The organism is Undibacterium sp. Ji42W (assembly GCF_049340405.1).
In the GTDB taxonomy this organism is placed as follows: Bacteria; Pseudomonadota; Gammaproteobacteria; order Burkholderiales; family Burkholderiaceae_D; genus Undibacterium.
Genome location: NZ_JBMPOV010000008.1, coordinates 83515 through 107391 on the forward strand (window position 1 = coordinate 83515; position 23877 = coordinate 107391).

19 protein-coding genes are annotated in these 23877 nt (G+C 50.9%); 14 read left to right on the forward strand and 5 right to left on the reverse strand.

Annotated elements, in window-relative coordinates:
• A complete protein-coding gene (dnaE, locus tag ACO0LG_RS18170; RefSeq protein WP_423028890.1) occupies positions 1 to 3519 on the reverse strand; it encodes a DNA polymerase III subunit alpha in 3519 nt (1172 codons plus the stop codon).
• 320 nt (positions 3520 to 3839) lie between these two features.
• Between dnaE and ACO0LG_RS18175 the strand changes: the two genes are divergently transcribed.
• From ACO0LG_RS18175 to ACO0LG_RS18195, 5 genes are all read left to right on the forward strand, one after another.
• Entirely contained in the window at positions 3840 to 5867 is a 2028-nt protein-coding gene (locus tag ACO0LG_RS18175; protein WP_423028892.1) for a TonB-dependent receptor plug domain-containing protein, read from the forward strand.
• Between the two features lie 2 nt (positions 5868 to 5869).
• The gene (locus ACO0LG_RS18180) at positions 5870 to 6841 is read left to right on the forward strand and encodes an ABC transporter substrate-binding protein (RefSeq protein ID WP_423028894.1); all 972 of its coding nucleotides are present in this window, start codon (positions 5870 to 5872) and stop codon (positions 6839 to 6841) included.
• The gene (locus ACO0LG_RS18185; RefSeq protein ID WP_423028896.1) at positions 6838 to 8166 is read left to right on the forward strand and encodes a diguanylate cyclase; all 1329 of its coding nucleotides are present in this window, start codon (positions 6838 to 6840) and stop codon (positions 8164 to 8166) included. The genes ACO0LG_RS18180 and ACO0LG_RS18185 overlap by 4 nt, the downstream gene beginning before the upstream one ends.
• Positions 8167 to 8345: 179 nt before the next feature.
• Positions 8346 to 10085 carry a glutamine--tRNA ligase/YqeY domain fusion protein gene (locus ACO0LG_RS18190; protein ID WP_423028898.1) on the forward strand — a complete coding sequence of 580 codons (1740 nt, stop codon included), beginning with the start codon at positions 8346 to 8348 and terminating at the stop codon, positions 10083 to 10085.
• A 388-nt stretch (positions 10086 to 10473) separates the two neighbouring features.
• Positions 10474 to 12780: a tetratricopeptide repeat protein gene (locus ACO0LG_RS18195; RefSeq protein WP_423028900.1), complete on the forward strand. Its 2307-nt coding sequence runs from the start codon at positions 10474 to 10476 to the stop codon at positions 12778 to 12780.
• 286 nt (positions 12781 to 13066) lie between these two features.
• On the opposite strand, the gene ACO0LG_RS18200 is transcribed toward ACO0LG_RS18195, so the two are convergent.
• The 3 genes from ACO0LG_RS18200 to ACO0LG_RS18210 all read right to left on the reverse strand — a co-directional run bounded on the left by ACO0LG_RS18200 (position 13067) and on the right by ACO0LG_RS18210 (position 16240).
• Positions 13067 to 13876, reverse strand: coding sequence for a hypothetical protein (locus tag ACO0LG_RS18200; protein WP_423028902.1), 810 nt, complete (start codon positions 13874 to 13876; stop codon positions 13067 to 13069).
• Positions 13877 to 13938: 62 nt separating this feature from the next.
• On the reverse strand, positions 13939 to 15036 hold the full coding sequence (locus ACO0LG_RS18205) for a serine hydrolase domain-containing protein (protein WP_423028904.1): 1098 nt from the start codon (positions 15034 to 15036) through the stop codon (positions 13939 to 13941).
• A 280-nt stretch (positions 15037 to 15316) separates the two neighbouring features.
• Positions 15317 to 16240, reverse strand: a complete 924-nt coding sequence (locus tag ACO0LG_RS18210) for a LysR family transcriptional regulator (RefSeq protein ID WP_423028906.1) — start codon at positions 16238 to 16240, stop codon at positions 15317 to 15319.
• A 169-nt stretch (positions 16241 to 16409) separates the two neighbouring features.
• On the opposite strand from ACO0LG_RS18210, the gene ACO0LG_RS18215 reads away from it, so the two are divergent.
• The 5 genes from ACO0LG_RS18215 to ACO0LG_RS18235 all read left to right on the forward strand — a co-directional run bounded on the left by ACO0LG_RS18215 (position 16410) and on the right by ACO0LG_RS18235 (position 19495).
• Entirely contained in the window at positions 16410 to 17207 is a 798-nt protein-coding gene (locus tag ACO0LG_RS18215) for a putative hydro-lyase (RefSeq protein ID WP_423028908.1), read from the forward strand.
• Positions 17208 to 17235: 28 nt separating this feature from the next.
• Complete coding sequence (locus tag ACO0LG_RS18220; protein WP_423028910.1) at positions 17236 to 18111, forward strand: DMT family transporter; 876 nt, start codon at positions 17236 to 17238, stop codon at positions 18109 to 18111.
• A 99-nt stretch (positions 18112 to 18210) separates the two neighbouring features.
• A complete protein-coding gene (locus ACO0LG_RS18225; protein WP_423029205.1) occupies positions 18211 to 18570 on the forward strand; it encodes a YkgJ family cysteine cluster protein in 360 nt (119 codons plus the stop codon).
• 41 nt (positions 18571 to 18611) lie between these two features.
• Positions 18612 to 19124, forward strand: coding sequence for a hypothetical protein (locus ACO0LG_RS18230; RefSeq protein WP_423028912.1), 513 nt, complete (start codon positions 18612 to 18614; stop codon positions 19122 to 19124).
• Between the two features lie 23 nt (positions 19125 to 19147).
• On the forward strand, positions 19148 to 19495 hold the full coding sequence (locus ACO0LG_RS18235) for a TfoX/Sxy family protein (RefSeq protein ID WP_423028914.1): 348 nt from the start codon (positions 19148 to 19150) through the stop codon (positions 19493 to 19495).
• Between the two features lie 87 nt (positions 19496 to 19582).
• On the opposite strand, the gene ACO0LG_RS18240 is transcribed toward ACO0LG_RS18235, so the two are convergent.
• The gene (locus ACO0LG_RS18240) at positions 19583 to 20155 is read right to left on the reverse strand and encodes an outer membrane beta-barrel protein (protein WP_423028916.1); all 573 of its coding nucleotides are present in this window, start codon (positions 20153 to 20155) and stop codon (positions 19583 to 19585) included.
• A 416-nt stretch (positions 20156 to 20571) separates the two neighbouring features.
• Between ACO0LG_RS18240 and ACO0LG_RS18245 the strand changes: the two genes are divergently transcribed.
• The 4 genes from ACO0LG_RS18245 (at position 20572) to ACO0LG_RS18260 (ending at position 23826) form a co-directional block, all read left to right on the forward strand.
• Positions 20572 to 21279: a hypothetical protein gene (locus tag ACO0LG_RS18245; protein WP_423028918.1), complete on the forward strand. Its 708-nt coding sequence runs from the start codon at positions 20572 to 20574 to the stop codon at positions 21277 to 21279.
• A 248-nt stretch (positions 21280 to 21527) separates the two neighbouring features.
• Complete coding sequence (locus ACO0LG_RS18250; RefSeq protein ID WP_423028920.1) at positions 21528 to 22781, forward strand: MFS transporter; 1254 nt, start codon at positions 21528 to 21530, stop codon at positions 22779 to 22781.
• Positions 22782 to 22927: 146 nt separating this feature from the next.
• Positions 22928 to 23290, forward strand: coding sequence for a VOC family protein (locus tag ACO0LG_RS18255; RefSeq protein WP_423028922.1), 363 nt, complete (start codon positions 22928 to 22930; stop codon positions 23288 to 23290).
• A gap of 2 nt (positions 23291 to 23292) precedes the next feature.
• Positions 23293 to 23826, forward strand: coding sequence for an EVE domain-containing protein (locus tag ACO0LG_RS18260; RefSeq protein ID WP_423028924.1), 534 nt, complete (start codon positions 23293 to 23295; stop codon positions 23824 to 23826).
• Positions 23827 to 23877 lie beyond the last annotated feature (51 nt).

The window sequence follows — 23877 nt, forward strand, 5'->3', positions numbered from 1 at the left end:
TCAAGCGTATTCAATTTTGACGTTTTTCATGGATAGCCATTCACCCAGGTTCTGCCGCAAGACATCGTCCGGGTTCACCCGCCACTGGTCTGACAGATACATTTCTGCACTGGCATTGGCATTTTGGTAGCGTATCAATACCGGGCAACCATCAGCATTCAAATGTGGCTTCAGCAACTCTTGTAGCTTTGTAGTGTCTGTCGTGGATGTCAGAGTAAGGCGCAAACCCTGAGAAAACTGCACACGGGCGCGGCCTATGTCCATGACTTTTTCAGCCGAGATACGCAAGCCGCCAGAGAACCTGTCTTCAGACACCTTGCCCAGTACAGCGAGGAATTCATCTTCCTTGAACAGGGATTTGAATTCTTCCATGAGTTCGCTATACACCGTTACTTCAACCACGGCAGTGCCATCATCAAGACTGACAATCAGCAGCTTGCCGCGCTGTGTCATCTGTGTGCGCACACCGGTAATGATGCCGCAAATCAGGCGCAAGTCGCGAGAAGGTTCCAGCTTGGCCAGGGTAGTCTTGATGAACTGGCGTACTTCCGGCGCATAAGAATCAAACAGATGGCCGGACAGGTAAAAGCCCAGTGCCAGTTTTTCTTCGGTCAGGCGTTTCTTGTCTGTCCAGACGGCTACATCCAGATAATCTGGTGGAGCGATTAAATCATCATCATCGCCAAACAGGCTGACCTGGTTTGCAGCGGCTTCTGCCTGCAACGCCGCTTCCAGTGCAAAATCAACCGTCGCGAGCAAAACGCCACGGTCTTTGCCCAGGCAATCCATGGCACCAGCACGTATCAGAGACTCAACCGTGCGGCGATTAACCTGGCGTTTATCAACACGTTTGCAGAAATCGAACAAATCCTTAAATGGGCCGCCTTCCTTTCTGGCGGTGATGATGCTTTCTATCGCATTCTGTCCAGAGCCTTTGACGGCGCCCATGCCATAACGTATCTGGCTGGATTTTTTTCCTGGCTCGGCAACTGGCATGAAGCGGTATTCAGATTGATTGATATCTGGCGGCAGCATGTTGAGCTTACAGATATCAATCGCATCTTCGACCAGAATCTTGACCTTGTCAGTATCATCCATGGCCAGCGACATATTGGCGGCCATGAAGGCGGCAGCATGATGTGCTTTCAGATAGGCTGTGTGGTAGGACAGCAAGGCATACGCAGCAGCATGGGATTTATTAAAACCATAGCCCGCGAATTTTTCCATCAAATCGAAAATCTCGTCGGCTTTTTCTTGCGGCAAGCCATCCTTGGCTGCACCATCGCGGAAAATCTGGCGATGCTCTGCCATCTCTTCTGCTTTTTTCTTACCCATGGCACGACGCAACAAATCCGCACCGCCGAGTGAGTAGCCACCGACCACCTGGGCCATCTGCATCACCTGTTCCTGATACACCATGATGCCGTAGGTTTCAGACAAAATGCCTTCGGTACGGGGATCAGGATAATCGAAACGCTCACCATGTTTACGTTTGCAGAAATCCGGGATCAGGTCCATAGGACCCGGACGGTACAAAGCCACCAGCGCGATAATGTCTTCAAAACGATCAGGACGCGCATCTTTCAGCATGCCTTGCATGCCGCGGCTTTCCAGCTGGAACACGGCCACGGTCTTGGCCTTGGTCAGCAATTCATAAGATGGCCTGTCATCCAGCGGCAATTTGGCCAGATCAAAATCTGCCATGGCCGGGTCCATCATCTTGATATAGCGCACTGCCCTGTCTAGGATGGTCAAGGTGGTCAAACCCAAAAAGTCGAACTTGACCAGGCCCACGGCCTCGACGTCGTCCTTATCGTATTGCGAGACCACGCCAGAATCACCGCCTTGAGTATACAGCGGGCAAAAATCCGTCAGCTTGCCTGGTGCAATCAATACACCACCGGCATGCATACCGATATTGCGGGTAATACCTTCGACCTGTTGCGCCAGGTCGAGCAGGGTCTTGACTTCCTCTTCGTTTTCCTGGCGCTCAGCCAGCAAGGGTTCTTCAACAATCGCCTCGGCAATCGTGACTTGCTTGCCTGGTTTGAACGGAATCAGTTTGGAGACGCCATCGCAAAACATATAACCGAAATCCAGCACGCGACCGACGTCGCGTATCGCGCCCTTGGCAGCCATGGTACCGAAGGTGGCGATCTGGGACACCGCTTCTTTGCCGTAACGATCTTTCACGTATTGAATTACGCGATCACGGCCTTCCTGGCAAAAGTCAATATCAAAGTCGGGCATGGATACCCGCTCTGGGTTCAGGAAGCGCTCGAACAGGAGGTTGTACTGCAAGGGATCAAGATCGGTAATCAGCAGAGAATACGCAACCAGAGAACCAGCACCAGAACCACGACCAGGCCCTACCGGCACGCCATTATTTTTTGCCCATTGGATAAAGTCAGCAACGATGAGGAAATAGCCCGGAAAACCCATCTTGATAATGGTGTCGGTTTCAAACTTCAGGCGCGCCTCATAACGGGCGCGCTCTTTCTCGCGTTTCTCTACATTCGGGAACAGATGGTTCAAACGGAACTCAAGACCACGCTGGGATTCATGCACCAGGAAGTCATTGATGGTCATGCCTTCAGGCGTAGGAAAATCTGGCAACTTGGGCTTGCCCAGTTCCAGCATCAGGTTGCAGCGCTTGGCTATTTCGACAGAGTTGCGCAAAGCCGCTGGCAGGTCGGCAAACAATTCTGCCATCTCTGCCTGGGTCTTGAAGCATTGTTGTTCATTAAAACGACGCACACGGCGGCCATTGGCCAGCATATCGCCTTCTGCAATACAGACGCGCGCTTCATGGGCGGTATAGTCATCCTTGCTAATGAATTGCACAGGATGTGTTGCGACGACTGGCAATTTGAGCCTGCCTGCCAGGGCCACGGCAGCGCGCACATGGTTGTCCATGTTCGCCTGGCCTGCCCTTTGTATTTCTATGTAAAAATGGTCAGGGAAAATGCTGGCCCAGCGCCTGGCGTTCTGCTCTGCCAGCTCAAGATTGCCATTATCAATAGCAACGCCGACATCACCAAAGTGCGCGCCAGAGATAGCGATCAGGCCACCGCCCTTGCCTTCTTCAAAAATACTCTGCAACCACTCATAACGGATTTCTGCCCGGCCCTTATGCTGGTTCGTCAGCCATGCCTGTGCCAGCAATTCGCATAACTGCAAATAGCCGAGCCTGTTTTTAACCAGCAACAGCAACCTGGATGGCTTGTCGCGATCGACATCATTGCTGACCCAGACATCACAACCAGCGATGGGCTTCATGCCTTTGCTGCGCGCGGCTTTATAAAACTTCACCATGGCGAACAAGTTCGCCAGGTCAGTAATGGCCATTGCTGGCTGTTTGTCTTTTACTGCTGCCTTGATGACATCATCAATACGCACCAGGCCATCAACGATCGAATATTCAGAATGGATGCGCAGGTGGACAAAGGCAGGCTCGTAGGGCTTGCTGACGACAACTTCGGTGGTCGCTTCAGGGGAGGTAATTAATTCTGTAGTCATACCGCTATTCTACCTGTTGCCCAAGCTGTTCAGAAGCTTTGCCTTGTTGAAGTTTTCAAATATGCAATTTATATTAATTTAATTTTAATTTTGCGGGCAGTTGCGCCAGCTAATTCATCAGGGCGTCAATAAATCAGCGTTTAATTTGCCTATTATGCAAATTCCAAATAATGCCCCATGTTCAAATATCTGAGCTCTAAAAACAACAAATTCAGCGACGTAAAGAGGTCTTGTGACTCTCGTCTTTGCATTTAAGCTACATTCGCCAGCTTGTGCTGTGTTACTCTAAATCAATGCATTTTCTGGCTCTGGGGCATAACTTGTTAGCAGAAAAAAAACTTCGCATCCATAGCAACTATTCTGGCAAGCGCCTATACAGGCGTGCCGGTTGCGCTGCCCTGCTTTTTTCCTTGCTGCATCAGGTGGCAATCGCCGGTGGCGGTGAAGAATCGATTTTTCTGGATGATATGCCTGTGGTGCTGTCCGCCTCACGCCTGTCACAACCCATCAATGAAGCACCAGTCGCCGTCACCATCATAGACAGGCAGATGATCAAGGACTCTGGTGCCTGGGACTTGTCCGAGATTTTTCGTCTGGTGCCAGGCATGTATGTGGCTTACCATGCCGACCCTTATTATTCTGCGGACAGCACCGTTGCTTATCATGGCATGGTCACCACCACCACATCTGACCGCATGCAGGTCCTGATCGATGGCCGCTCTGTGTATGCCAGCCTGTTTGGTGGTGTCAACTGGAGCGACCTGCCCATCGTACTTGATGACATAGAGCGCATAGAAGTCATACGCGGGCCAGACTCTGCCAGTTACGGTGCCAATTCATATTCCGGCATCATCAATATCATCACGCGCCACCCGGCAGAGACCCAGGGTACAACTGTTTCCATGGCGTTTGGCAATGGCCGCAAGGAAGGCACCTTCCGCTATGGCGACAAGAGTGGTGCGCTGAGTTACCGGCTGACAGCAAGTCTGCGGGAAGATAAGGGTGAAGATGACCGCATACAGCGGCCAACATCGGCGTTCACTTTCTGGAACCTGAACAAATACGACAACAAAACTATCCAGAATCTGAACCTGCGTGCAGATTACCAGCTCACCTCTGACGACACCCTGGAATTCCAGTTCGGTTATAACGGCGGGCCGCGTGAAGTCGGCGAATACAATAATGTATCCGCCATCAGCCGGCGGGCAGAAAACCATTTTGAAATGCTGCACTGGCGCCGCGCCCTTGAAGGTGGTGGCGAATTGTCTGTGCAAGCCTTTCACACGGTAGAAAGAGTGTATGCCCGCCTCAAGGATTCCGACGGCATCAGTGATGGCGACGCCATATTACGGCGCTATGACCTGGAAGTGCAGCATACTTTTTCACCATTCACAAACGCCCGCCTGGTCTGGGGTGGCAGCATACGCTATGACCAGACTTATGCGCCATACTATCTTGGGGTAGGTGACAACCAGTATCTGTATGGCGATTTCCCCTATCACCTGCGCCGTTTTTTTGGCAATCTTGAATGGCGCGCCCGCCCTGACCTGGTCTTCAATGTCGGCGGCATGATAGAAAACAATACCTATACCGGCACTGACACTACGCCCAGGGTTGCTGTCAACTGGCATGTGCAACCTGGCCATACTCTGCGCCTGAGTCATTCACGCGCAACGCGCTCGCCTTCTGTCTATGAAAAAACCTATGACAATTACTGGCGCAGTGCAGATTTGTACCCGACTTTACCGGAGATGCAGACAGAGCGGGTCAAATCAAGCGAGATAGGTTACATCGGCAAATACGGCAATCTTGATGTGGATTTTCGCCTGTTCTATGATGACTACAGCCAGTTGATTGATGTCAGGAACAAGCGCTCTGCTGCGAGTGGCAATCTGAATGAGGGCACTGCCATCATGCGCGGTTATGAATTGCAATTGAAGGCGCAACTGACAGACAAAACACGGCTGATTTATGGCCTCTCTGGTGGTGGTGTAAAAAGTGATAATGTGAATGGCGTGGTGTATAGCGATTCGCTACCTAAATACAACCATAACATCATGCTCAGCCATAAAGTCAATGAGCAATGGAGTGGCAGCCTGGTGGCTTACCAGATGGCACAAACCAAATTCAATGCCACCGACTATAACCCACGCGAAAACCGTGGTTATTTCATTGATGGCAACAAGCGTGTAGATGCCAGGCTAAATTATCAGTTCAAGCTGGGTGGCAAGTCTGCCGAGTGCTCGCTGATTGCCCAAAACCTGACCGATGCGCGGTATTTTGAATACCGGCACGACAATGAATTGCCAGGCCGAGCGCTGAGGCTGCATCTCAGACTGGACCTTTGAACATGCATTGGCAGTCAACCCGGCATCTGCGGCACATAGTAAATCTGACAGGGCTGATCCTGGGCTTGCTGTATGCGCAAGCCGTGCTAGCGTTGGATACCATCACCATTTTGTTGAGTGAAGAAGGCTCTGCTTATACTGAATTTTCCAGCCAGTTAAGCAATCTGTTGGCGCAGGCACAAGGCAACGCAAAAAATACCATCAAGGTCTTGAACCTGAGCACCTACAAGGCAGAAGATGTGCCGCGTAATACCAATAACCACCTGCTGATTGCGGTAGGCACACCCGCCATGACCGCCATGGCACAAAAGACACCCGCAATGGCGGTGCTGAATGTGATGGTGCCACGCTATACCTTTCAGAAAATAACCAGGCAATATGGCCGCCATCAAGACCCACATCACTTTTCGGCGATTTTTTTTGATCAGCCATGGTACCGGCAACTGGGCCTGATCCGTACCAGCATGCCAGGACGCAACCGCATAGGATTATTGCTCAGCAAAGATTCAAACGACATGCTGATCGGTTTGCCAGCCATTGCCAAAGAAATGGAGATGCAAATCAACGTTGAAACCGTCACGGATGATTCTGACTTGCTACCCGCCCTGCGTCGCTTGCTGAGCAATAGCGACAGCCTGCTGGCCCTGCCGGATGCCGCCATTTACAACCGCAATAATATCCCCAGTATCTTGCTGACCAGTTACCGGCAGAAAGTGCCGCTGTTTGGATTTTCTGCGGCCTACGTCAAGGCCGGTGCGCTGGCTGGCGTATATAGCTCTGCCACCCAGATTGCCCAGCAGGTAGCAGAGATCATTGCGTCATTGCCGAATAATGGCTACTTGCCGCTGCCCCAATATCCGCGCTACTTCAGCGTGAATGTGAATGCCCAGGTCAGCCGTTCGCTGAGCCTGGAGATGGAGGATGAAGTCAGCCTGACCCGCAAATTGAAATCACTCGCGGAGCGTGCACCATGAAGAACTGGCCACTAGCCCATCGTATCTTGTTCCTGGCACTGGCCCCAGTCTGGATCATCTCTGCCCTGCTGGTACTGCTGGTTGTCATCGTTGGCATTACTGAAATTGATGGTGCTATCAAGGCACGCGGCACCGTCATCACCCGCCAGTTGGCACCAGCCAGTGAATATGGCGCGTTCTCCGGTAACCGCGAAGTCTTGCAGGCACTGACACAGTCAGTCATGAAAGAAGATGACGCCAAAGCCGTGGTGATCACCGATGCCGACAACAAAGTACTGGCCGTCAGTGGCAAACCCAGCAAGCTGGGGCCGGAACATGCAAAAGCTGCCGACAATGGCAAGATATTACGCGGCGACCACGAGTCACTGATCTTTGCCGCCCCGATTTACCAGGGCAAATCGGAAGCCGATGGCTTCGACCTGTTTGACCGTATCGCGAATGACAAGACCGCCAAGCAAAAGCTGCTGGGGCGGGTGTATCTGGAACTCAGTACCCATGCCAGCCACCAATCCAAGAATGTCTTTGTCGCCCTCAGCGTGCTGATAGGCCTGGTGGGTACGGTGTGCGCATCCATACTCGCCATGCGCATGAGCCGGGACCTGACACGGCCATTATCACGCTTGCTCGATGGCGTGCACCGCATGGAAAAAGGTGAGCTCGATACTCGTATCACCGCAAATTCTGGTGGCGAATTACAGGAACTGGAAGCAGGCTTTAACCAGATGGCAGAAAAGCTCGAAGGCAGCCATAACTCCATGATGGAAGTCAACGCCAACCTGGAAAACCTGGTCGTGGCCCGCACCCGCGAACTGGAATTGCGCAACCATGACCTCGAACTCTTGTCCAGCACCGACAGGCTCACCGGCCTGTATAACCGCCTCAAACTGGAACAGATACTGGATGAGGAACACCAGCGCAGCCAGCGCTATGGCACCAGTTTTTCCATCGCCATCGTCGATATCGACTTGTTCAAGCAAGTCAATGACACGCACGGTCATCAGACTGGTGACCAGGTCCTCATCAATATCGCGCGCCTCTTGCAAGACCACGTACGCAGCATGGATGCAGTTGGCCGCTGGGGCGGTGAAGAATTCCTGGTCATTTTCCGCGAGACCACCATCCACGCCGCCATCGCCACCGCTGAAAAACTGCGTTGTGCCATTGCCAATCACGAATTTGAAGTGGCAGGCAAAAAAACCGCCAGCTTTGGCGTCACCAGCTATTACCACCCTGACAATATCAATGAAATGATGAAACGGGCTGACAATGCGCTGTATCATGCTAAAAACTGCGGGCGCAACCGTGTTGAATCGAGCGAAATGTAATATTTCATTATTGCTTTATTAATCACTTTTCAGAACAGGCTCCCTCTGATACCCTCTAGTGAACTGGCATTCCAGACAATAGACTTGCCAAACTTCGCGCCATCCATGCTGCGCTACGGTAAAATACTTGTCATCTCCCTATTTAGAGGGCCTTACCAGGCCCACAAAGTTTATTCACCATGAGCAAAGATATTAAAAATAACAGCAATGCAGCATCTGCAGCGCCAGCACCAATTTCCAACTTCCTGCGCGCCATCATTGACAATGACCAGGCTGCTGGCAAATATGCGCGTGATGGCCTGCCGACAGTCATCACCCGCTTTCCGCCTGAACCGAATGGTTACCTGCACATCGGTCACGCCAAATCCATCTGCCTGAACTTTGGCCTCGCGCGCGATTATGCTGGCCGTTGCCATCTGCGCTTTGATGACACCAATCCTGAGAAAGAAGACCAGGAATATGTCGATACCATCATGGACAGTGTCAAATGGCTGGGCTTTGACTGGAACAATAAGGGCGAAGAACACCTGCACTATGCCAGCGACTATTTCGAACGCCTGTATGAAATCGCCGAATACCTGATCGGTGCAGGGCTGGCCTATGTCGACAGTCAAAGCGCAAATGACATGGCGACCAACCGCGGTGATTTTTCCAGACCCGGTGTGAACTCACCTTTCCGCGACCGTGCGCCAGCAGAGTCACTGGACCTGTTGCGTCGCATGAAGGCAGGTGAATTCAAGGATGGTGAACACATCCTGCGCGCCAAGATAGACATGGCGTCACCCAACATGAATTTGCGCGACCCGGCCATCTACCGCATACGCCATGCCCACCATCACCGCACGGGTGACAACTGGTGCATTTACCCCATGTATGACTACACGCATCCGCTGTCTGATGCGATAGAAAACATCACTCATTCGATTTGCACACTGGAATTCCAGGACCACCGCCCCTTCTATGACTGGATCATAGAAAAGGCGGCAGAAGGTGGTTTCTTCAAAAAACCAGTGCCGCAACAATATGAATTCGCCCGCCTGAACTTGACCTATGTCGTCACCAGCAAACGCAAGCTGCGTCAGTTGGTAGAACAAAACATCGTCAACGGCTGGGACGACCCGCGCATGCCTACCATCGTTGGCATACGCCGCCGCGGTTATACGCCAGAATCCCTGCAATTGTTCTGCGAACGCATAGGCGTCACCCGCTCTGACGGCTGGATCGATTACAGCACGCTGGAAGGCTGCCTGCGCGAAGATCTCGACCCTAAAGCACCACGCGCCACAGCAGTGCTGCGCCCGTTAAAACTCATCATCGACAACTTCCCTGAAGGCGAAAACATCGCCTGCACCGCACCTATCCATCCGCACCACCCTGAACTGGGCAACCGCGAATTCACGATAGGCAAAGAGCTATGGATAGAACGGGAAGACTTCATGGAAGAGCCCGTCAAAGGTTACTTCCGCCTCTTCCCCGGCAACAAGGTACGCCTGCGTTATGGCTATGTCGTTGAATGCACAGGCTGCGACAAGGATGAAAACGGCACTATCATCGCCGTTCATTGCAACTACTTCGCCGACAGCAAATCCGGCACCGAAGGCAGCGCCAACTATAAAGTCAAAGGCAACCTGCACTGGGTTAACGCTGCTGATGCGCTGGAAGCCGAAGTCCGTCTTTACGACCGTCTGTTCACGGACGCCAACCCCGATGCCGGCGGCAAAGACTTCATGGCCTTGCTGAACCCGCATGCGCTTGAAGTAGTACGTGCTTATGTAGAACCGGGCCTGGCAACGATCACACCAGATACACGTTTGCAGTTTGAACGCCATGGTTATTTTGTGGCTGATCGCGTGGATTCAGTTGTTGGGAAGCCGGTGTTTAACCGGGTGACGACTTTGAAGGACTCCTGGGGAAAATAAGTATCTATTTTGAGGCAGATGACATGTATCCCTTATGTTGAGGAATATCAAAAATAGGGGTTGTCATTGCATGAGAACATAGCATACCGTTAAAAAGAAAAAATGGTAACGATGTGATAAGCACATCCAAGTACAGCATGGCATGCCATGCTGTACGCGGTTACTACAATTTTGTCGACATGGCGTGGCTGATTCAGTCTATTTTTATTTCCTGCATGCTATTTCCTAAGCGTTTCTGGGCGGGGTCAGGTTGAATGTGCCGTTGTCGTATTCCCCTCTCGCCTTACTCGCCTCAATTTCAAGCGCAACTGGAGAGTGCTTGACACTTCGATCGGAAAGACTCATCAGGCAACCGTATAAAATATGATTTTTCTTCTTCCTACCTAGCATGCTTAACAAACTAAAAAAACTTTTTGGCGGTAAAGAGATAAGCACCCCGCAACAAGAAAGTACGTCCGCTCAACCTGAAACAGCACCGCCTACTTCAAACCAGACGGCAACGCCATCCAATCACAGGAACAACGTTGCAGCAATGGTAAAAGATGAGGGAGATAAATTGCTCAGATCAGGTAATTTCGCACACGCAGAGCAATGCTACCGGGCTGCTATTGCCAGCAACCCACAATTTGGTGATGCCTATATCAATCTGAGTATTTCTTTGCGTCTGCAAAGCAGGTTTGATGATGCGGTCGATAGTCTTGAGCAGGCAAGGCAGATCAGTCCGGCAGATGTTTATGTGCTTTACAATCTTGGTGTCACTAGACGGGAACAGGGCATGAAAGATCTGGCGATTGCGCAGTTCCAGAAAGTTCTGGAACTTGACGCTGCCCAGCTTGATGCGAGTTATGATCTTTCCCATATCTATCTCACACTTGGCGATGCTACTGCAGCACGTAATGTTGCGGTAAAGGCTCTGGTGCATCATCCACAAGAGGCCGCTCTGCATATTTTTGTCGGCAATATCGACAGGCAGAATGGTAATGATGCACTTGCCCTGTCTGCTTATGACAAGGCTGCAGCGATCAATCCAAAACTGGCCGAGGCGCAAGGCAATATTGCCATGATCTTGCAGCGCCAAGGCAATTATAAGATGGCAGAAACCAGGTATAAAAAACTGATTGAACTTGAACCTGACCGTTATGAAGCACACTTTAACCTGGGCATCGTATTACTAGCCCTGGGCAGGTTTGACGAAGCCGCAGCCAGTTACTTGCAAGCACTTGCCATCAAACCTGATGCAGGGGAGATTTATCACAATCTTGGCAATGCCTATCGTGATGCAGCCCGGCCAGACGAGGCCGAAGCTAGTTTTCGCAAGGCCACCACCATCAAATCTGGCGCGCAGGGCTGGGCCTATTCTGGGTTAGGCGATGTCTTGCGCGACAAGGGATATATGGAGCAGGCTCTTGATGCATACCGGACAGCATTTGCTACCGATGCCGATTATCTGGATGCCCATTGCAGTTTGCTTTTTAATCTTGGTTTTGGCACTTATTGTAGCCCGGACGAATACCGTGCCGAAATCAATTTCTATCGCGATAAACTGGCTGCCCGCCGCAAATCCTATACAAGCTGGCTACCACGACCAACCGCGAGTGGGTCACGTCTGCGGGTTGGTCTGGTATCGGGCGATTTACGCTTGCACCCGGTTGGTTATTTTCTCGAAAATGTTATCCCGCATATCAGCCAGCAAACCATAGAGTTGTTTGCCTATGCCAGCAGCGCGCACCAGGATGCATTGACAGACAGACTCAAGCCTTATTTTTCTCAATGGAAGTCCATTGCAGGTATGGACGACCAGGTAGCTGCTGAAATGATCCATGCTGATGCAATTGATGTCCTGCTGGACCTGTCGGGACATACGGCTGACAATCGCCTGCCGTTATTTGCCTGCAAGCCAGCTCCAATACAGGCGAGCTGGCTTGGTTATTTTGGCAGTACCGGAGTACCAGGCATGGACTATGTATTGGCTGACAGGATTTCAGTTCCAGAAAATACGACAGAATACTTTACTGAAAAAATCTGTCACCTTCCACACACTCGCCTGTGTTTCGCCCCACCAGTTGGTGGTCATGTGCAGGTATCGCCATTACCTGCACTAAATAGGGGCCATCTGACTTTTGGTAGTTTTCAGTCAGCAGGTAAGTTCAATGATTTCACACTCGCACTATGGGCTGATGTACTGAAGCGCCTGCCACAAGCAAAGCTAAGGCTACAGAACAGACAATTGCAGTCCGCCAGTTTTCGCCAGCATCTGTTGAAACGTTTCGCTGAGCTGGGTATTACAGAACAACAGCTTAAGCTCCATGGGCCGTCGAGTCGCGAAGCCTATTTGGCTGCGCATGCAGAAGTCGACATGATACTCGACAGTTTCCCTTACTCTGGCGGCACCACGACCTGTGAAGCCTTATGGATGGGTGTACCTACATTGAGTCTGGCCGGACAAACCATGGCTTCGCGCCAGGGCCTAAGCCTGCTGACCTATGCCGGACTGCCAGACTGGATCGCTAAAGATAGCGATGAATTTGTTGATCTCGCTGTTGCCTATGCAAGCAAACCTGATGAACTGGCAACCCTGCGTGGCAACTTGCGCGAACAAGTAGCTGCCAGCTCACTATTCGATGGCCCTCTCTTTGCCCGTGGGCTGGAGTCTGCATTGCTTCAATTACAGTCTGCTCATCATGATAAACGCTAGGACGTGGCAGCCTATTTTTTAAAGTAAAGCCCCCCATGTCGCATCCTGCCAATGTGGAGTACCTGCAACTGCTGGTGGCACGCTGTCCGGCCGCGTAACGATGTGCGCCCGCAAGTGTGGTGCAGTCATGGTTATTTTGTGGCTGACCCCGCGGATTCAGTGGCTGGAAAACCGGTGTTTAACCAAATGATGACTTTGACAGATTTGAGGAGAAAATAGTCCGACTTCAAGTGCATCCCCCCCCTACTCTCGCGGGTTTATATCGCTTAAATATCCCGATTATTTTTCAATTAGCTCTGCCACTGACAGCTTTAGCGCGTTGCCCTGTGAACTGCCCTCTTCCAAAACCGGTCAAATTCCAGTGACCAGACACGCCACCTGTCTTGAGATTGATTTTGCCATCGAAACTGGCTGAACCTGCCAAGCCTTTTCCTGTCATTTGTACCACACCATCTGTCGATACTTTACCGGTGATTGTGAAGCTGCTATGGACTGTACCTGAATCGGCAGAGCCAAAGATATTGCCAGTGTGATCGACATGAATATAAAACGTACCTGCATCGGCACCGTTATAGCTGCCGTAGTAATCACCAAGAGTACTCATATCGCCAGATTCACTGCCCTCACTTCGTGCAGACTCCCTGGCTAGCGATGTTGCCTGAGAACGAAGCTGGCCAAGAAGAAAACCGGTTTTGTCGTGCACTTCTGCTTCGGTACCTGCTGTTATATCGGCAAATGATTTTGCTGCTGCCGGAGGCGTAGGCAATTTCTCGTTGGGTGCTGGAATCACTGCCGTCCTTGGTGCTTGCACAGATTCTTTTTTGGTTGCAGGTGGCAGCTTTTGGTAAGCTGCTTTTTGATGCTCTACGTTTTGATGTTCTTCTTTTAGATACGCATTTTTTGGTAGCAATGGATCTGTTTTCGGCGTAACAGGCATCAGGAAAGTCACTGCTGTTGCAAATTCAGCTTTGTCTGACTGGGGAGAGTAACTGCGTGATAAAGCCAGAAAGAACAGGACGTGCATTACCAGGATGACGACCAAAGGTCGCATGCGGATATGACTACTGAATTGTCGTGTTTGAGGTAGTGAGGTCATTCAACTTTTCATCGCCACTTTTTTTCTCAAGGCTGCAGACACTTCTGCCTGCAGCCTTGAGTTTACTGCGCTAGCGGAAAATCTGTATTGATAATCTTGTTGCCGATATCTGCCACGCTGATATCGGCATTCGACAATATCACGACGCCCTTACCTGCTTTTTTATCAAAGGCGATATAGCTACTATAGCCACCTGTCTTGCCTTCGAGGCCGAGGATGGCGCTATCAAATTTATTGTTGTAGCCCCCCCAGACCAGCAAGAGGCGGTTGCCTATTTCAAAGGGCATCTGCAACTTGCGCATGGTGCCGTTCAAGGGTGTCTTGGCCTGATCCATATTGGCAGCGAGGAACTTGAGCATGTCATTGGCAGATGAGTGCAATCCACCCGCGCCTTCAAAAGCGCTGAAGCTCCAGGCAGGTGCTACGGCAAATTGTGCCTTGCTGCTATAACCTGTTGCCATGCGTTTTTGCAGGTCTGCATTGAGGTTAACACTGGTCGCGGTCATGCCCAGTGGTATGGTCACGCGGTTTTTGATCAGAGTGTCATAGTCGGTACCTGCGCGCTGGCTTAATACCTGACCCAGCAGGCCATTACCAAAACTGGAATAGAGATAACGGCTGCCGACATCGTATCTCATCTGGTAACTGGCCAGAAATTCATAGGCTTTACTGGTGGTAAAACCTGCATAGGGATTGTCGGTACCTATGCCTGGGGTGCCAGGCACAGCAGGCAAGCCGGAGCGATGTGAGGACAGGTCAGAGAGCGTGATTTTTCTGTCTTCATAGTAGGGTATCTTGATACCGTCAGGCAGATAAGTCTCGATAGGTTCTTTTAATCTGATTTCATTTTTCTCTGCCATGTCCATCATGGCCACGCCGGTGAATGCGCTGGTGATAGAACCAATTTCAAACATGGTATCCGCATCGACAGGACGGCGCTCAGCAAGGTTGGCATAGCCATAGCTGATCACGCGGCTGCCTTTTTCATCGACGATGCCGACCACGAGGCCTACACCTTTTTTTTCTGTCTCAACACGTTGTTTGAGAAGGTTCAGAATATCTGCATCTGACATGGATGTTGCTGCATGCGCCTGAATTGCAACGAGTGCCAGCGTTGCCATCAGTAATTTCGCAGGGAGAAGGTGGTAAGTTTTTTTCATGTCGTTGTGCTTTCTGATTCAGGATTAAGAAACCCAGACCCACTCATGGAGAGATCTGCAAACTGGTAAACTGTGCAAGGCAGGTGTATTGCCTCGCCGGTGCCGCTTGATTGCAAGCACATGGCGCAATATAGGCAATACCTGATTTGCAAGTTGGCAGATTGAGACAGAAGCGCAAATTAAGGGATTGAATGTGGAATTTTGAGGAACCAAATGCACGAAGCGTTCGTGGATACTGCGCGCATCTGTGCGCAATTGATGCCGCAGCGGGCTGGTGGTTTTAACGTGGCAGGGGCAATGTCAGAGGTAACAACAATCCGCTTTGCTGCAATACTTCGCGGGCCATGGTGACGAGGTTGCCATCCGCCAGCCCCTGCTCTTGCCGTAAATAGGAAACGTAATACATCAGTGGATTGAGTGGTGGTTTGACTGTCAGTGTGCGGATGATTCCACTCTTGATTTCTGCATCAACCACGGAACGTGGCAGCACGGCAATGGCGTGACCTGCTGCGACTAGCTTGATCATCATCGCCATGGAATTGCAGATGCTGAGGTTTTCTGGCTCATGGCCTGCCAGCCTGAACCATTCCATGACGACATTGCAAATCGTTGTTGGTGAAGGCATGGCAACGACAGGCAAGGCCGCCATGCCTGCCGGGTGCAAAGCTTGCTCATGGAGTACAGTTTGGGTAGATGCCACCCACGCCAGATCGACCTGGCCTATCGCTACATCAACGACGTGCGGTGCAGAGACGGGGTCACTGAGAATGGCGATGTCTAGCTCACGGGCATTGAGTTTGCGGCTGAGGTTGGCCCCCACATCGATGGTGAGCTCTATGCGTACATCGGGGTACTGGGCTTTTAGCCGCCCCAGCAATTCGATCAGCCCAGACATGGCGGTCGATTCATTCGCCCCCAGGCGCAACAGGCCACGCATGGGATTGCGTCGCTTGCTGATTTGTTCTAGGTCATCAGAAAGGCGCAGCATTTTTTCTGCCTGCACCAGTACGTCACGCCCTACCGGCGTAATGATGGCACGGTGACCACCACGTTCAAACAGCTTGAGGCCAAGTATCTCTTCGAGCTCCTGGATTCTGGCGCTGATCGTCGGCTGGGTCAGGTGCAGATGTTTGGCCGCCGCATGAAAACCGCCCAGACGGGCTATCCAGTAAAAGGTTTCAAGCTGTTGGAGTGAAGGTCGCATGATAGATAAACTTTATCAACTATTAGCAATAACTTCAATTATCTTCTATCAAGGCTACATTTTATACTGGCTCTATCAGTCCTGAGTTGTCCTTTGTTGTCCTGAATTGTGCTGATTTTTCATAATTCATTGACAAGTAATCACTATTCCCATGCTATGGAGCCGCCCCATGTCGCCCTCATCCGTAATCTCCCAGTCCCCTTCAGAATTACGCCTGGCCATACGCCAGGGTTTGTGGCGTAAAGAAACTTCGGGTCTGGCTCCGGGTTATGTACAGGTTAATCTGGTGATACTGCCAGCCAAAGATGCAACCGACTTTCATCGCTTTTGTCAAAAGAACCCCAAGCCCTGTCCCTTGATTGCAGTCTCAGAGGTGGGTGACCCGTTTGTGTCTTTCCTTGGAGCTGATCTTGATATCCGCAGCGATGTACCGCGTTACCGCGTGTTCCTCAATGGCGAGCTTGTGACTGAACCTGATGACATCAGCGATGTCTGGCGTGATGACCTGGTGAGCTTCGCCCTCGGTTGCTCTTTCACCTTTGAGCATTCGCTGATAGAAAATGGCATAGGCATACGACACATAGAACAGGGGCGCAATGTGCCCATGTACCGCACTAGCATAACGACCTCGCCTGCTGGCGCCTTTCAGGGTCCTTTGGTGGTCACCATGCGCCCGATGAAAGCAGCAGATGCGATACGGGCGATACAGATCACTTCACGCTTCCCTGGCGTGCATGGTGCGCCAGTACATATAGGTGACCCGGCGCTGATAGGCATCAAGGATCTTGCGCAGCCAGATTATGGTGACGCAGTGAGCATTAATGACGGAGAGCTGCCCGTGTTCTGGGCTTGTGGTGTCACGCCGCAAGCAGCACTGATGCACGCAAAACCGGAACTCTGCATTACTCATGCGCCTGGTCACATGCTGTTGACGGATTTGCGTAATAACGATTACTCGGTGCTTTGAAAATTTCCGCCAATAAAGGATAAGCGCAATGGGCCTAATGGGTTTAACTTACGGTTTTCTGGTGGCATTGATCTGGGGTGCTCAGCCTGTGGTAGCCAGCTTTGGTTACCGCGCATCTCTGGATATCTTTGACCTGACCGTATTGCGTTTTGCTGTCAGCGGTCTGGTGATGCTGCCTTTCTTTATCAAAGCAGGCGTACGGAATGCTGCTGGCATAGGTTGGTCAAAAGCGTTAATCCTGTTGTTACTGGCTGGTCCCTTATACAACATGGTATTGGTCGGCGGCCTGCACTGGGCACCGGCTTCGCATAGCTCGTTGATCTATCCGGCATTTACGCCGCTGTTTACGTCTTTATTGGCAAAGCTGATGCTGGATAAGCGTGACGGTATCCCGATGCTAGGTCTGAGTCTGCTGCTGCTTGGTGTCATTGTCGTCAAAGCTGGCAGTATCCTGCAACCGCAGTCAGCCGCTTATGCCGGAGCCTGGCGCGGTGACTTGCTGTTCATGCTGGCTGCCCTGATGTGGTCGTTTTATACGGTGCTGATGCGGCGCTGGAATACCAATCCGCTGTCGGTAGTCAGCGTGATACAGGTAGGTGGCTTGCTCTATGTGCCTGTGTATTTTTATTTTGCCGGCACCAGCCTGTTCCAGCTTGACGCCAACGCAATTGCGGTACAGGCGGTTTATCAGGGCCTCCTGGTCAGTGTGATATCTGTCCTGCTGTTCAACCTCGCGGTAAAACAACTGGGAGCCAAGGCATCGATGTTCACAGCCCTGATGCCTATCGTGGGGGTGTCAATGGCCATCGTCTTACTGGGTGAGACGCTGACTTCATCCGTGTTACTTGGCGCAGTGTTAATATCGGGAGGATTGTTTTTGTCACTGACGCCAGTTGGCAAGTGAAAACCAGGATTTTAAATCCCTGCATAACGCAGCATCCTTAGAGGTAGTCGAATCGACATTCATACTGTTTTTATAGAAAGGCAAATCGCTGACCGACAAATTACTAACAAAAATGAGCCCTGTCTTGATTGCGGCGCCTGCTGCGCCAGTTACCGGGTTTCATTTTATTCCGCCGAGGCAGATATATATGGCATTGCCGATACCATGGTTCAGGCATTGACACCCGTATATTCTTGCTTAAGCGGCACCAATCAATCCAAACCGCATTGCCAGGCTCTGCTAGGTGAAGTGGGTAAAGTCGTGAAGTGCAGCATGTATGAGCAAAGGCCGTCTCCCTGCCAGGAAGTGCAGCCTGGTGATGACAAATGCCAGAATGCCCGCGCAAAACACGGTTTAGTCTCCCTGCAGGTTCTGGGGACAGTGCCAATCAAGAAGGATTCAGACAAACTGGTCGCTTGAGTGTAGCATGTACAGCCTGAAGAAATAAACCAGGAAAAGCTTTGACTAACGATAACGAATACACACCAGCAGATAACGCACCTCAGGAAGAGGACAACAAAATCCGCGAGCCACGCCTGTGGCGCGACAAGGGCTGGACAGCCCAGGTCATTAAGAATGACGACGATGAAGGCTGGGCCGTTGCCATGATCAAGGATGGTGAGCCTGAACCGGCATTGGTTGGCCCATGGACCATGGGACGCGATAAAAAAAATCCCAAACCGCTGGATGCGAATGCCTTTGGCACACTGGTGAAAACTGCATCCGAGGTAATACGCCGCCATGAACAGCAACTGCATGCGACATTGCACAAGAGCCTGATGGTGGCGACAGATGAGGCGGACTTCAAGATCATGCTCGACATCGTACCTGATGAAGATGACCCGTATGCATGGCTCAGCGCACAGGATGCAGGTAATACCGAGCTGGCGAGAGTCAGGGTCGCACCCAACTATAAACTGAATCAGCAAAATGCCAGGGCATGGATTGCCGATGATTTTCGCCGTCCCGACTGAGCTTAAATTTTCAGAATAAAATCATGGGATCACAAGCCAGCTTTGTAGAATTTATTCTCGACCAGCTAAGTAGTTGCGAAGACGTGGTTGCGAAAAAAATGTTTGGCGAATATGCACTGTATATGTCGGGGAAGATGTTTGCGCTGATCTGCGATGATCAGCTCTTCATCAAGCCAACAGCAGCGGGGCGGCAATTGTTAGCCAGGGTTACTGAAGCACTGCCTTACCCACAGGCCAAACCATGGTACCTCATCGATAGTGACTTACTGGAAGACCGGGATGGTTTGAGCAAACTGGCGCGTGCCACTGCCAATGCTTTGCCTGTACCAGCCAAAAAGACCAGCAAAGTCGCTAAGAAAAGCCTTGCCTGAGACTGAACTGCCCCACAGGCAAGGCTCATCATCAAATACCGATGGTGTTGATGGAATATCTCCATCAACACCACCAGCGACAGTCAATTAAAAATTGTATTGCAAACCAGCCGACAGATTGCTGCCTGATGTACCACTATTGGAGAAAGTGTGAGCATTGAATTTCTCGAATTCTGCCCGGACAGCGAGATTAGGATTGATCTTGTAAGATACGCCCACACCAAGCAGAGCCTGATTGCCCGTATTCGAAGCTGAGTAGGATGGCAGGCCTGAAGTGTCGTAAGTCGTTTCTGCTTTTACACGCGCAATCCCGAGTTTGGCAAACCCGGCGAAAGCCTCATTGAACTCATAGTTATACACGCCAGCCAGACTGAAGCCGGTTTTCTTTTGTTCGCTATGGCCTAGCGCCACGCCCGAATTGATTGAGGTCTTGCCACCAGAAAAATAACTGCTTTCCACTGCAAAATTCTTGCTGAAGTTATAGCCGCCAAACAGCTTGTAGCTGGTGGCCTTGGAGTCGCAAGTCGTGCTGTAGTTGCAGTAGTTGCTGTTATCGCTCTGGCCTACAGAGGCACCCAGATAAGTCTGGGCAGTAGCGAAAGAACTGGCAAACATGCCCACCGCCGCACACGCGATGAGAGTAATTTTTTTGATCAACATATGTATCCTTTGTTCACTTGATTGTGTATCTGAGCTGGCTTAGATAGCTGGCTGAAGCATTTAAGCACATCGCTAAACAGGTATTGAGTAGGACTTATACAAAACCGCACCAACTATGTTCCAGCTCCTAGCCGTACTAAAGTGCTATCTTCGTCGCTACGCCTTTCTGGAACAATTTTGCCTAAGTTCTATTTCGCATTTTCGTTGCCCTAGATGCAATTTAAGCTTAGACGAAAGCTTGCAAAATTTAAATCAAAAATGCCTAAGTACCGCTTTAATGACTTACTGGTATCACCTGACTAGACTCTGACTATGCGCATTGAACAAAGAGTTTTAGCCTCAATCAGGGTGCTGGTCTTGAAATTTCCAGCAGCAACATCAAATACTTAAATACGAAGCTATTCACCGGAGAAAAGATGGCGTTTGACCCATTGAATCTGAAACAGGCGTCGTCTGCCTTTGAACAGAGTCTGAACCGTGTCATTGATGAACGGGTAGCACCATTGGTGGACAGGTCCATTTACCAGGTCAGTAATGAATTATCTGAAGTCATACGCCAGGCCGGTGAGCAAGTGGACAGGAATATCGCCCTGCTGTCTGATGAAATCCATAGTCAGCGCAACATGACCAAGGATGACATCAGGGAGCTGATTGATTATTCCACGGCGCAGATAGGCGCGGCCATAGACCAGCGCATACTGGCTATCAAACATGAAACCTCCACACTGATCAATGAAAAAGTGGATTTGCTCAAGTGCGAGCTCGAAGACGCTGCCGTTAATAGCCGCAAGACCATGTATGCGAATGTGGCCATCTCCATAGGCGCAGCCGTTTTGATGGCGCTGGTTGGTCTGGCGTATAAAAAAATATCAATGGGTGAGCTCAATCTCTTGAATGTATTCAGGGTGACCTTGCTGTCTTGTGCGACGTTTACTTTTGTCCTGTCCATGCTGAAATTCATACAACGCTGGCGCAGCATGAAGCGCGTCAAGAAAGGTGTGGCAACGGTAGCCATAGGCTATCTCGGTATCTTGCGGCCAAATGGGGCGACTGGTTTGCTAGTGCTCAGCGTCTGTCTGATGGCGGGTTGGAGCTGGTTGTATCTGGGAAAAATCTGGTTCTAGGGTTTGTCAGGGATCACCTCACTGGCCCGATTTAATCCCGATTCAGGCCGGGTTCGTCGAAACTTGCGACCCGGCAACAGGTTGTTAAAATTAGGCGTACAATTTAAAGCTTATTTGATTTGCTTATATCGATGAACTTTTTCTGTTGTGCAGCATCACAACATGAAGTTCGGCCTTGACGATCTGCACTTCTTACCATTCTCGCTTTAAGTATTTTTAGCGCTGCCCAGGCGCTGACGCCCTGACCTATGCAAACCAAGAAATTCAATCCTGTCTTCAATTCCTATCTGATTTATATTGGTGTCGCCATCGCATCTGGCGGTGTTGCCTTATACACACCTATCATCGTCTCTGAAACGGGCAAGGCTTTCTCGGGATTCTGGGCAGCATCGATTTTGTTCGGCTTGAACCTGGGCCGTGTGTTGGGCTCGTATATGGGCGCCAGGTTTTCCCGCATGGCGAACCACCCGCTGGCGATCTCAGGCAATATCCTGCTCGAAGGCATTGCCCTGTATTTCATGGCTTACCTGAATCAGGCCTGGGCGCTGGCACTGTTTGCCTTGCTGGCTGGCCTGGGTAGTGGCCTGTCTTTCCCAGGTTTGAAAAATTATTTATTGAAGCTCAAGGGTCTGGACCAGACTGCCATCTTCAGCAAACTGGCTTTCGCCATCCGTATGGGCCTGGTTGGTGGTTACCTGACTGCCAGTTTTGTGCCACATGATCAGTTGAAACTGGTATTCCTGATCGTGCTGATCACCTTTATTGTCTATGGTTTGTTCATGTTGATTGCCATGCGTGCCATTAGTGCGCATGAACAAGAAAGCTTGGCGCTGGAACAAAAAGCATTGGCAGATGAAGCATCCAGTACAACTGTAATAGCAGGTACTGACTCAGACAAACCGGTAGAATTGCCGCTGATGTTTTACCTGTCGAATTCAGTATTTTGGTGTTTTGCGGTGCAGCCCATGATAGGTTTCAGCTTGCATATTCCCAAGTTTACACCTGAGATACCAGTATCCACGCCTTTCTGGCTGGCGGCGCTGGTGATCATCTTTTTCCAGATACCGATTTCCAAACGCGCAGTGCGCACGCTGGATCATTTCCGCTTCCTGAAAATAGGTTATGCCTGCCTGTTTGTCAGCTTTGCCATCATGGTGGTGTTTACCCATAGTGCTGCTGCCGTCATTGTGTCTGCGATCCTGCTGTCTTTTGGCCAGGTGTTTTATGGGCCTTCGCTGGATGTGCTGGTTGCACGCTTTGCCAACAAATCGGCAGCGGATACCGGCAGGCTGATGTCGCAGCAAATGTTTTACCAAAGCATGGGCACCATGGTCGGCAGCCTGGCGGGTGGCGCCTTGTTTGATTTTGCCCAGTTCGTGAAAATGCCAGGGGTCAACTGGTTCATGCTGGCATTGGCCAGCCTTGCCATGATGATGCTCAGCCAGAAAAAAATCCCAGCGCTTTATTACGACGCTGGTCAAAGGGTTCCCGGTACCAGCTAAGTCTGTCCTTTACCGAAAGCCTGCAAGTGCAGGCTTTTTTCATCATGCCATCACTGCTGACAGAAACTGACACTAGCACATCCTAAGATGTCTTTGCCTTGAACAACATATCAATGCAAACAACATCACCTTTAGGAGCAGATACCATGATGACCCCAAGCTATGTCCTTTTATATGTCGACAGTCCAGAAGCCAGCGCAGGCTTTTATAGCAAGATACTGGGCCTGACACCAGTAGAAGCATCCCCTACTTTTTATTTATTCATACTGGACTCTGGCCACAAGCTGGGTTTGTGGTCAAAACACACGGTAGAACCGGTCGCTACCCTGGCTGGCGGCAGTGAGCTGGCTTTTGCAGTAGCTGACAATGCCACAGTAGATAGCACCCATGACAACTGGGCCACGCGTGGCACGACGATAGTTCAAAACCCTTGCAGCATGGATTTTGGTTATACCTTCGTCGCACAAGACCTTGATGGTCACCGCCTGCGCGTATTTGCGCCAGCCTGATCATGGCTGCCCAACAGTGCCGTAACTGGATCGCTGTTGCCTCTGCCGACCATGTGCTGCGTGGTCAGGCAGATGGCTACATGCAAGTCTGCCATGGCAAGGCAGCACCTTTGCGACGCCTTCAAGCGGGTGACAGGGTCGCGTATTACTCACCCAGCCAGGTCTTTGGCAGCAAGATCAGATTGCAGGATTTCACTGCCATAGGCAGGGTCAAGCCAAGGGATGCCTATCAGGCCGACATGGGAGATGATTTTCACCCCTACCGGCGTGATGTAGTGTGGACACCAGCACGGCACGCCAGCATCCTGCCCTTGTTGCAGACACTGGAATTTTCTGCGGGAATGAAGAATTGGGGTTATCAATTCCGCTTCGGCCTGTTTGCCGTCAGCGACCATGACATGCAGGTGATTGCTGCAGCAATGGGAGTAAGCAGAGACTTGTTTGATACTGGTAATGATGGTGCCGGATCATATGCAGGAACGGATGTGGAAACAAATGTAGAAACAAATTTACAACTCAAGCTGGGCTTAAGCTGATACTGTCTATGAAGCTGCATGAGTCAGGCGTTACAATGGCGCCTGACCATA